At 68.6% G+C, this 1,346-nt stretch carries 1 protein-coding gene; it reads right to left on the minus strand.

The annotated features are described in order from the left end of the window. Positions 1-33 precede the first annotated feature (33 nt). On the minus strand, positions 34-1,206 hold the full coding sequence (locus ACH4TV_RS48310) for an IS30 family transposase (protein WP_398407863.1): 1,173 nt from the start codon (positions 1,204-1,206) through the stop codon (positions 34-36). Between the last annotated feature and the right edge of the window lie 140 nt (positions 1,207-1,346).

Below are 1,346 nucleotides of genomic sequence, written 5' to 3' on the forward strand. Positions count from 1 at the left end.
GGCGAATTCAAGGGGTCGTGGCAACACCGCTGATCATGCGGCTGTTGTGAGGAGTTTAGCGAGGCGCTCGGCTGGGGTTTTCCAGTCGAGCGTTTTGCGTGGGCGGCCGTTGAGTTCGGCGGCGACGGCGTCCAGGTGTTCGCGGCTGTGGCGGGACAGGTCGGTGCCCTTGGGGAAGTACTGCCGCAGCAGGCCGTTCGTGTTCTCGTTCGATCCGCGCTGCCAGGGGCTGGAGGGGTCGCAGAAGTAGACGGGCATGCCCGTGGCCATGGAGAACTGGTGGTGCAGGCCCATCTCTGAGCCCTGGTCCCAGGTCAGCGAGCGCCGCAGGTGGGCCGGGAGGGCGCTGACGGTGTCGATCAGCGCGTCGCGGACGGTGATGGTGTCGCGGTTGCCGGGCAGGTGGACGAGCATCACGTAGCGGGTGGCCCGCTCGACCAGGGTGCCGATCGCAGAGCCGCTGTTCTTGCCGATGATCAGGTCTCCCTCCCAGTGGCCGGGAACGGCCCGGTCCTCGGCCTCGGCCGGCCGGTCGCTGATCATCACCATCGGTGCCGGATAGCGCGGGATCCGCTGGTCGGGACGACGTTGAGGCTTGCGGAGGGTGCGGCCGGTGCGCAGGGCCTTGGTGAGCTCGCGGCGCAGCTCGCCCCGGCCCTGGACGTAGAGGGCCTGGTAGATCGTCTCGTGCGACACGTGCATCTCCGGCTGGTCGGGGAAGTGCAGGCGCAGGCTCCGGCTGATCTGCTCAGGACTCCACTTCAGCCCCAGCCATGACTGGATGGTGTCACGCAGCACAAGACACGCCGCGATCTTCCCGCCCCTGGGGCGCGGACGGCGGGCCCTGGCCCGGGCGTGTGCCGCGTGCGGCCGGTACTGGCCGTTCACCGGATGCCGGTTGCGGCGGATCTCCCGGCTGATGGTCGACGGGCTGCGGCCCAGCTCGGCCGCGATCGCGCGGACCGTCGCCTTCTCCCGCAAGCGGTCGGCGATGTGTATCCGCTCATCCTCACCGAGGTAACGCGAGTCGCCACGAACCTCGATCAGGCGGGTCCTGGGTGCTCTGACACCAAGGACCGCGACCGCCGGCGCATCCTTCGCCCGCGGTCGCGGCCTCTTCACACGGCCCTCCGGCCGTCCGTAACGCCAATCCCTGCCGGTCCGCTCGTGCACTCCCACGACCCGGCAGGCCTGAGCGTTCCCCATCCCTTGATCCACAAGGGAAAGGTAGAGCTCACGCTCCTTCAACAGCTTCCGCGGCCCCTGCGGCCTCCGGTCCTCCCGAATCTCGAAGTCCACTGCAACTCCCTACAGACGGGGTGTTGCAACGACCTCTTGAACCCAAG

Source organism: Streptomyces sp. NPDC020898 (assembly GCF_044333925.1).
In the GTDB taxonomy this organism is placed as follows: Bacteria; Actinomycetota; Actinomycetes; order Streptomycetales; family Streptomycetaceae; genus Streptomyces.

Bases quoted from the DNA above. Each gene is read 5' to 3' on its own strand.
- ACH4TV_RS48310 (WP_398407863.1), bottom strand. From the start codon at position 1,206: ATGGGGAACGCTCAGGCCTGCCGGGTCGTGGGAGTGCACGAGCGGACC.